The 8,671-nt window shown below is 63.5% G+C and carries 7 protein-coding genes; 5 read left to right on the top strand and 2 right to left on the bottom strand.

The window, feature by feature from the left end; all coding sequences use genetic code 11:
- The first annotated feature begins 140 nt into the window (after positions 1–140).
- The 4 genes from GY937_05075 to GY937_05090 all read left to right on the top strand — a co-directional run bounded on the left by GY937_05075 (position 141) and on the right by GY937_05090 (position 6,156).
- A complete protein-coding gene (locus tag GY937_05075; GenBank protein MCP5056083.1) occupies positions 141–542 on the top strand; it encodes a CPBP family intramembrane metalloprotease in 402 nt (133 codons plus the stop codon).
- Complete coding sequence (locus tag GY937_05080; protein ID MCP5056084.1) at positions 523–1,314, top strand: hypothetical protein; 792 nt, start codon at positions 523–525, stop codon at positions 1,312–1,314. Before GY937_05075 ends, GY937_05080 begins: the two co-directional genes overlap by 20 nt.
- A 53-nt stretch (positions 1,315–1,367) precedes the next feature.
- The gene (locus GY937_05085; protein ID MCP5056085.1) at positions 1,368–4,940 is read left to right on the top strand and encodes an RHS repeat-associated core domain-containing protein; all 3,573 of its coding nucleotides are present in this window, start codon (positions 1,368–1,370) and stop codon (positions 4,938–4,940) included.
- A gap of 64 nt (positions 4,941–5,004) precedes the next feature.
- Positions 5,005–6,156: a rhomboid family intramembrane serine protease gene (locus GY937_05090; protein MCP5056086.1), complete on the top strand. Its 1,152-nt coding sequence runs from the start codon at positions 5,005–5,007 to the stop codon at positions 6,154–6,156.
- Here the strand turns inward: GY937_05090 and GY937_05095 are convergent.
- Positions 6,153–6,518 (bottom strand): arsenate reductase family protein, encoded by a 366-nt coding sequence (locus GY937_05095; protein MCP5056087.1) that lies wholly within the window; start codon positions 6,516–6,518, stop codon positions 6,153–6,155. The genes GY937_05090 and GY937_05095 overlap by 4 nt on opposite strands.
- 46 nt (positions 6,519–6,564) lie before the next feature.
- Here GY937_05095 and GY937_05100 point away from each other — a divergent pair, with 46 nt between their 5' ends.
- A complete protein-coding gene (locus GY937_05100; GenBank protein ID MCP5056088.1) occupies positions 6,565–7,092 on the top strand; it encodes a hypothetical protein in 528 nt (175 codons plus the stop codon).
- Here the strand turns inward: GY937_05100 and GY937_05105 are convergent, their stop codons facing one another.
- Positions 7,093–8,520, bottom strand: coding sequence for a wax ester/triacylglycerol synthase family O-acyltransferase (locus GY937_05105; protein ID MCP5056089.1), 1,428 nt, complete (start codon positions 8,518–8,520; stop codon positions 7,093–7,095).
- Positions 8,521–8,671: the final 151 nt, after the last annotated feature.

Genomic DNA, 8,671 nt, shown 5'->3' on the forward strand with positions numbered 1-8,671 from the left:
CGGCCTCAGGGGCGCGCCGAGCTGCGGATCGCTGCCGAGCCCTCCACCCGCAAACGATTCAATCGGGCACTCGAACAACTCGCCGCCTGACCCGGACCAATACCCTCAGACGCCCAGATCTAACGACGGATTGGGGCTAGATGATCAGACTTCTACGGTTTCTCGTGATCGCCAACATCGGGCCCCTCTTCGAAGAGCTTCTGTACCGGGAACGCATGCTCGATGCCCTCGCCTCCGTGGACGTTCCGCGTGGCATCCGCTGGATCGTGACCAGCCTGCTCTTCGCGATCCCTCACATCCAACCCTGGTCGATCCTCGGTACCTTTCTCGTCGGTCTGGCGCTCGCGTTCACCTACGAATCAACGCGCTGCCTCGGTTTTTGCGTCGCCCTTCATGTCGGGCTCAATCTTGCGAGCATGATCCCTCCCCAGACTGCGTGGGGAACGCTCCTCGCCCTGCTTTCGCCTGCCGCGTTCGCGTCGGGCCTGCGAATGGCCCGCCGAATCCCCATTGGAATGGCCGATGCCGTCGCACCTGCATAACCGTGTGCAATCGGCCGTGGCGGTTGGCCTCCTGCTCGGCCTTGCCCACGCGGTTTGGCCCGACCCTGGGGAGCGCTCCGCCTGGATCTATCGCTGTGTCACGACCTTCGGCTATGGGCACCTGATCGGTGCAGCATGGTTCGGCCGACGGCATTTCAGAGCCCTGCGTCACCGAACCATCCCGCCCGGCCTCTGGCGCGGTTTCGTTCTGACCACGCTGGGGGCCTCGCTAGGCGTCTATGCCTGGAGCCTCGAGCTTGTACCTGGTTTGATCCTCTTCTTCTTCGGCATTTCCGTCTGGCACGTCGTTGAAAACGATCTTGCGCTTGGTGATGCATACCGCGACAGGGGACGCTTGCCGAACCTTTCCCACCGGCCGAGGGGCCATCTGAAAGTACTCTGCGTGACGTCCGTTATCGCCTTCGCGGGGCTTGCGACTCCCGAGTTCGGCTTTGCCGCCCTCCTGGGCATCGCCTGGTCGGGGCCGTCGCTCAGCGACCTCTTCGCCGCCGTCACCGGCTACCACCTGATCTCGTGGGTCCGGTTCATCGTCGACCGTATGCGCTGGGTCGATGACGGCTCTGCGCGCCGGTTTCGACGCGATCTCGCTGCTGTCCACGTCTTGCCGATCGCAGCTTGCCTGATGCTCCTCGGAATGGGAGACCGCGCCACCTCGGCCGAAGCACTCGTCTTCGGACCAGGCATCTACCTCTTCTGGTCCGTTCTGCACGTGATCCAGACCGCTGCAGCCCGGATGCGTCGCCTGACTTGAGACGAACGAGGTCCCGATTGCCCTCGCCCCGCCCACGTCATGGAGAAAAGGTCATGAAGCAATCGAAACCTACTCGCCGATCCCCCGCCACTCGGATCCTCGCGGGAGTCGTGGCCATCGCCATCGGCTTCCTCGGCTGCAAGCCCAGCGGCGAACCCCTGGCGGCCGCAGCCGGCGTCATCGAATTCCAGCGCGGCGCTTTCGTGCCATTTCGTTTCGGTGTCGTCAATGCGGTGGGCGGAAACCTCGTCGTGCGCCGCGGGGATCTCTCCCGCGACACACGGGTCGGTACGCAGGAGATCGGTGCGACGTACAACTCCGCTTCTTCGTCTTGGCTCTGGAACTTCGACGTGACCTACGACGGAGCAACATTCGTCGACGCGTCCGGAGCGACCCATGACGTCACCAACCTCCAGGACGGGGATCCGATTCCGGGCACCTTCTGGGTCAAAGTGGATGCTTCGGCGATTCGCTGGAAGGGTGGGCTTCTTCTCTCCTTCGACGCTTCTGGAAGGCTCGCCAATGAGCATTGGACGGATGGTCCCTACCCGCGCATCGAGTACCAGGTGCAGACCGTGGCCGGGAGCCTTCATACCACGGCGATCCAACAATGCACCGCGGCTTCGACCTGCACTGGCTTGTTCGCGATCTCCTATGACGGCGCGGGACGGGTCGTCGGCATCGACGATCTCGTCGGGCATCAGGCCAGCTTCTCATGGGACGCCAGCGGCCGTCTGGTCGGCGCCCGGGACGGGCTCGATCTTGCAGAGGGGCGCCCGGGCTGGTCGTACGAATACTCCGGCGACCTTCTGGTTGCCCTCTTGAACTCGGAGGGCGAACGGATCGAAATCGACTTCGACGGCGTACGCGTCGAGGAGATCCGTGAGATCGGAGAGGAGAACCCTGTTCACCGTTTCCACTATCAGCCGGAGAACGGTGGGCTCTACCGCACGCGCTACTGGGATCCGATCGGCAACGAGCGGGTCTTCGCCTTCGACTCGAATCGACAACTCGGCCACATCGAACGCGTCCAGGTTGGCGAGATCGAAACCTGGACCTGGGCCGAGAAACGTCCGACCAGCTATACCGCCGCCAGTGGCGCGACCACCTCATGGGTCTGGCACGACGACGATCTGACCTCGGAGCTCCAACCCTCGGGCAATGTGATTCTCCATTCGTACCACCCGGGCGGCCTCAACCGGAAGACGCCCACGCGGAGTGCACCCGCGACGATCCAGGATTCGATTGGCCTGGTCGAGCAGCGGAGCTACGACAGCCTGGGCCGCATGGTCGTGCAAACCATGGGCGCCGCGGAGATCACCCAGTTCGCCTACAACGGGGACGGCTCCCTCGCGAGCGTCACTGGCCCGAACGGAGTGATGCAGAGCTTCTCCGGCTACGGCCTGCACGGACATGCAACCACCGTGACCGTCGACGGCGTTCCGCATTCCCGCGTGTACGACGCCGTCGGAAATCGGCTGAAGGGAACCGCCGCGGGAGAGCCCGAGCAAGGCGGCGTCTGGAAGCGCCAATACGATGCGGACCGCAACGTGCGGCGGATCGTGCTCACTCCCTCCGGCTCGGGAGACATCGTCATCGATGTCCGGAGCGACGGCCGGCCGACGCGAATCACGCGACCTGCCGGCGAGGATCATGAAATGGCCTACGACCTGCTGGGCCGGCTCACCTCGAGACGCGAGAAGGTGGACGGCCAGTGGAACGACACCACATTCGAGTATGAAGCCTCGGGTCGCCAGATTGCCAGTGAACTTCCGAATGGAATGCGTCAAGAGATCGATTGGGACGTGGCCGGTCGGCCGAATCAGATGCGAGCGTTTCGCAATGCCGTGCTCGAGGGAACAACGACGTTCCAATATGCAGCGGGACAACTCGTTTCCACGACGGATAGCATGCGCGGCGCAACGGAGAGCTTCGTCCACGACGCAGCGGGCCGGACCGTTCTGGTGGATCACGGAGATGGGACGTTCACCTCGCATCACTACGACCTCCGATCGCGCCGGACGGGAACCCAATACGTATTGGGTGGGCAGGGGCTGCTTCGCGACCTCGCGTTCACCTACGATCTCGCCGGCCGGGAGACCGAGGTCTGGGACGGGCAGGATCGTGTCATCGAACGCATTTACGGGAGCGGGCGCATCGATGAGATCCGCTACGGAAACGGTCTCTCGAGGGTGTTTTCGTACGATTCGGGGAGCGGTCTGCTCAGCGGATCCACCACAACCAATAGTGGTGGTAGCGTCGTCGAATCCACGTCGATCACGAGAGATGTGTTCAGTGGAATTCTCAGCGGCCTCCGGACCATCGTCGATACTTCGACTTCGGGAGGTGTCTCAGCCTCGACCCACGAGGAATTCTGGCTCGGTCCTGTCGACAACCCTGCGGACCCGCCGACGCAATCAGGCAAACGAATGGTCGCGTGGAGTGACGGAGCCGCGAACTTCCGCGTCTTTTCGCATGACGCGAAGTCGAACATGCTCTTCAACGGCTCCTCCACCTTCGCCTACAACACCGAAGGAAACCGGCTGCTATCGAAGAGCGTATCGGGGGCGGTCACCCACACATTCACCTACGACGCCGCGGGCTTCGCCATCAGCCGCAACGGAGCGGCACTGACCTGGACGGCCAACGGCCGGCTGGCATCCCACGGCGCCGATACATTCCAGTGGGACATGGCGGGCCGCCTGCTTTCGGCGACCGTTTCGGACACGACGACCACCCGAACGTTCGGCGGAGCGGTCCAGGCGGACGCCGCTGGATTGCCCACCGCAATCGACCTGGGAGAGTTCGCGATCGATCTGACCACGGGCGATCGCCTGTATCGCCATTTTGATTTCCGGAGCAACGTCAAGTTCACATCCGACGAACAGGGTGCCACGTTGGCGCACTATCATTATTCACCCTACGGCGTGGAGCGGGTTTACGGTGCCACGAGCGATCCGGTCCGGTTCGTGGGACGTGCAGAGATCGGGGAGTTGATGATCCTGGGATTCCGCATCTACGATCCCGCGATCGGGCGCTTCCTGTCACCGGACCCGATCTTCCAGCTGATCAATCAGTACACGTACACGTTCGGAAATCCGGTCTGGTTCTCGGATCCGGATGGTACGGAAGGCATGTCGGCTGCGGAGTTCTTCGATACCCTTGGCGACATCTCTCAAGGCATCGCAGCGGTTGCATTGCTCTTTGGCAATGCTGCCTTCACCGTTACGTTCGGCTTGCTGGCAGCGCTCTTCCACCTCATTGCGAGGACTCTGGCGTACCTGGGTGAGGGCGTTGCCGTGCCTGCCTCCGCAAGGGCAGCCGCGTCCTCGGGAGACGGGGGTGACAGTGGATCCGACGGAGGGGGGGGATTCAAGCGGGGGATGTTCCCCCGTTGCCGCCGCAACGTTGCCCGGCGCGTCTCGAGGGTTGCTCCTGCTCCTTCCACTCCAGCTACTTCTCGGTCTGCTCATCCTGCGTCGCCGCAGGCGAGATTGAGGAGGGGCGCGGTTGGGCAAACTAGACGAGACGACGGCCGCGAACCGGACATCCAGAGCCAAACACATCAGCCCCTCGCCTACTGGTGTGTCTGGCGCCGCGCCGGGCTCCAGACATCCCGGTTCTGAACCGGCCATGCGTTGCTTCAGGCTCGCCAGGATACCGCTCGGTGCAACGTTCTATCCGACAGTCGTGATGTTAGGCCTAGGGGCCCAGTTCGCCTGTGGTGCCCTCCTCGACTGGGCGAGCGGAGACGGGCCGCGTTGGGTCCAAGCAGGACTGGGGGCCGGATTGGTGGCCTCCTTTCTCGTGGTCATGATTTCCGGATTCAAGAGTCTCCGCCTGCTCCAAAGCGGCCCGGTGACGCTGTGCGTGGAGCGCATGGGGCTGCGGCTCTTGACCGGGAATGCTGAGTCCATCGCCTTTCTTCCGCATCACGAGATCCTTTCACTGGAGATTCGGCGGTTCCCGTTTCCCGCATGGTTCGCCGGATCCGGGATCGGCATCCCCTGGTCGGCTCGACTCCGTCACTTCGACAACCCGGAGGATGCCCGCAATCTGATCGACGAAATGCGAACGCGCATTGGAGAGCTTCCAGACGGGACAGCCCAGCTGGAAGCCCTGGACAAACGAAATGGCAGCGGTTCCCAGGTTGGAACAGGATGGCCCAGGCTCTCCTCGGCGATCGTCTTCGTGTTGGCGTCCATCGCCGCATTCCAGTTTGGACTCGATGCAATGGACCGTGAGTCGCTGGTGACCCTTGGTGCCAATTCAGGCGAGCGAATGCTGCAAGGCGAATTCTGGCGACCGTGGACAGCGGGACTCCTCCACGGAAGCTTCCTGCACATCGCCGCAAACTCGCTCTGGTTTCTCCTGGTGGGTCTTCTCTTGGAACGCCTATTGGGAGGAGCCCGCTTCGCGCTCTTGATCGGCCTCTCGTCTCTCGCCGGCTGCCTCGTCGCCGCCTTGGCGCATCCCGGCCAAGTCGGCATCGGCGCCTCTGCGGGAGGCATGGGCGCGATCGGAGCCTGGATGGGCCTCCATCTCTGGAGACGCAAGGAACTCCCGGGATCTCTCCGGCTCACCGGAGCGAACCTCGCTTGGTTCCTGTTGATGCTCGTGGCCGCCGAATTCGTGGTCGTCACCACCGGCCACGTCGCCCACGTGGGCGGCTTCCTCGCGGGCCTCGTCCTGGTCCCGATCCTGTTGGGCCGGGTTCCGCTTCACGAGCTGCACCAACGCGTGCCGCCAGCCCTCAAAGCAGGCGCCCTCCTCGTGGGCCTGACCTACTTCGCCGCACTCGGGTCGATACTCATCTCCGCCGCTGGCCTCTCTCGCGGCTAGAGAAGGACGAGGAGGTCTTCAGGCGGGCGGCCGATGACGGCGCGCTTGCCTCGGACCAGGATCGGGCGTTCGACCAGGATCGGATGGGCGACCATCGCGTCGAGGATGGCGTCGTCATCACTGTCACTCGTCAGTCCTGCGGCGGTGAAGGCGTCTTCCCTGCGGCGGACCCATTCGGTGACGGGTTTGCCGAGACGCGTGACCAGGTCTTGGATCTCTTCCCTGCTGAGCGGCTCGTCCAGGTAGAAGCGCTCGCTGAAGGCAATGCCTCGCTCTTCGAGAAGGGCCTTGGAGGCACGGCACTTCGAGCACTGGGTGTTGTGGAGGAGAAGGAAATCGTCGTCGGATGCGGGAAAGCTCATGCTGAGAGCGTAGCCGCGGGCGGCGCTGGAGCCTAGGATCGGGTGCATGTCGCTACTGCGTTTTCTCGGGATCGGAGACAGGGACGGGGACTCGGGAAAGGAAGAAACCGCCACCGTACGTGCCATCGCATCCCGCCTCGAGCGATTGGACCCGGAGACGTCGCGCTTTCTCGCCGGATTCGCCTACGTGCTGGCCCGGGCCGCGAACGCGGATCTGGAGATCGCCGAGGAAGAGGCGGACGAGATGCGACGCGCCATTCACGAGCTGGCAGAGCTCGGCTCCGAAGAAACCGATCTGGTGGTCGAGATCGCCAAGAGCCAGGCGCGCCTGCTCGGCGGCACGGAGAACTACGTCGTCACTCGTGAGTTCCGCGAGCACTCGACCCGAGAGCAGCGCGTGAAGCTGCTCGCATGCCTCTATGCGGTGGCAGCGGCCGACGGGACGATCTCTGGCGAGGAGTCCGGCGAGATCCGCGCCATCGCCGAAGAACTCGGCTTCACCCGCGCCGAGGCAAATGCCTACCGCTCCCAATACCGTGAACAGCTCTCCCTGTTGCGCCGAGACGCCGACTGATCAGGCGGCGAGCTCGCCTTCCACCTCGACACCCACTTGGTCGGCAAACTCGATGAAGCTCTCCTTGATCATGGCAGTGAAGATCGGCAGATCTGGCACCAGCCCGTAATCCGCGTTGATGCCCCACGTCAACCGGCCGTCGTAGCTGAAGAGCGCGATCCCAAGACCGACTCCCGCGAGCAGCGGCACGACTGGCATCGTTTCGAGCAGCCTTGCGCCTAGCATGTAGAGGGGAAACTGAGGCCCCGGAACGTTCGTGATGATCGTATTCGTCTGCCCATCGATCGACTGGGCGCCGAGAGAGAGCAACACAGGGGGCGTCCACTCGGCCACCCGCATGATCATGTCGATGCCGAGCGCGGAATTCCCTTCTTTCAGACTCCGGGTCGTGTCGTGGATCAGTGCCAGGCGCTCGACCGGATCGGCCTCGTCCAGCGGCAGATCCACCTGCCAGGCCGAGACGCGGTTCCCGAGCCGCCCCTCCTCCTCTTCGCGTCGCATACTCACCGGCGCCGATACCCGGAATCGGACTTCCGCAGGATCGCAGCCACGATGCATCAGGTAGCGCCGGAAGGCACCGGCGGCGGTGTTCAGGACCACATCGTTCACGGTGGCTTCCGAGGCGCGTCGAACTTCCTTGACCTCGGCAAGGGACATCGAGAGCCAATCGAATCGCCGGTGGGGGCCCAGCTCGCCGTTGATCGGCGTGTCTGACGGAGGATCGAAGGCCTGGCCAAAGAGTTCGCCCAGCGCTCGAAGCCGGACGCGGACCTCATCGCCCACATTCTCGGTCTCCCTGCGAAACTCCCGATAGCCGCGAATGGCCCGAAAGGGCATCCCCAAGCGATGGCCGATGCCGTCGCGGAGCAGCTCGCCTCCAGTGGGTGTGGGCTTCGGGATGTAGCGGACCGGCTCTGGAATCTCCTTGGTGGGCTCCGTGTCCATCAGGATCTGGGCCAGATCCACACCGGCCATGCCATCGATCATGCAGTGGTGGATCTTGCTGACCATCGCGAAGCGGTCGCCTCCCAGGCCTTCGACGATCCACATCTCCCATAACGGCCGCTCCCGGTCGAGTTGCTGCGCCATGATCCGCGCGGCAAGCCGCTTCAACTGATCCAGGCTGCCGGGCCGCGGGAGACTGGTATGCCGCATATGAAAGTCGATGTTGAACTCCGCATCGTCGACCCAGACCGGATCCTCGGTCAGCGGCGTCCATTGGATCTTCTGCCGATAGCGCGGAATCAGGTGCAGCTGGGCTTCGGTCTTGGCCTTGATGGCGGTCATGTCGACACCGCCGTCCTCGGTAGCCAGATCCCCGAGCTGGAAGATCGACAAGCCAGCCACGTGCATATGCGTGTTCGGTGTCTCAGCCAGGAGAAAGCTGTTGTCCTGAGCCGAAAGGCGGTCGTAGCGGTAGCTGGCCATTTTCGAGGGTCTCCTAGCCTGAACTATGCACGAAAGTTGGCTGAGAAGCTGGCTTTCCAATGTTTCAGCGTGCCGCGCGGCGATTGACGCTGACGGATCTCGTTTTGGGTGGTCGATGCCCATTCCGTGGCGCGAATGCGGAGTGTGCTTC

Source organism: bacterium (assembly GCA_024228115.1).
Taxonomy (GTDB): domain Bacteria; phylum Myxococcota_A; class UBA9160; order UBA9160; family UBA6930.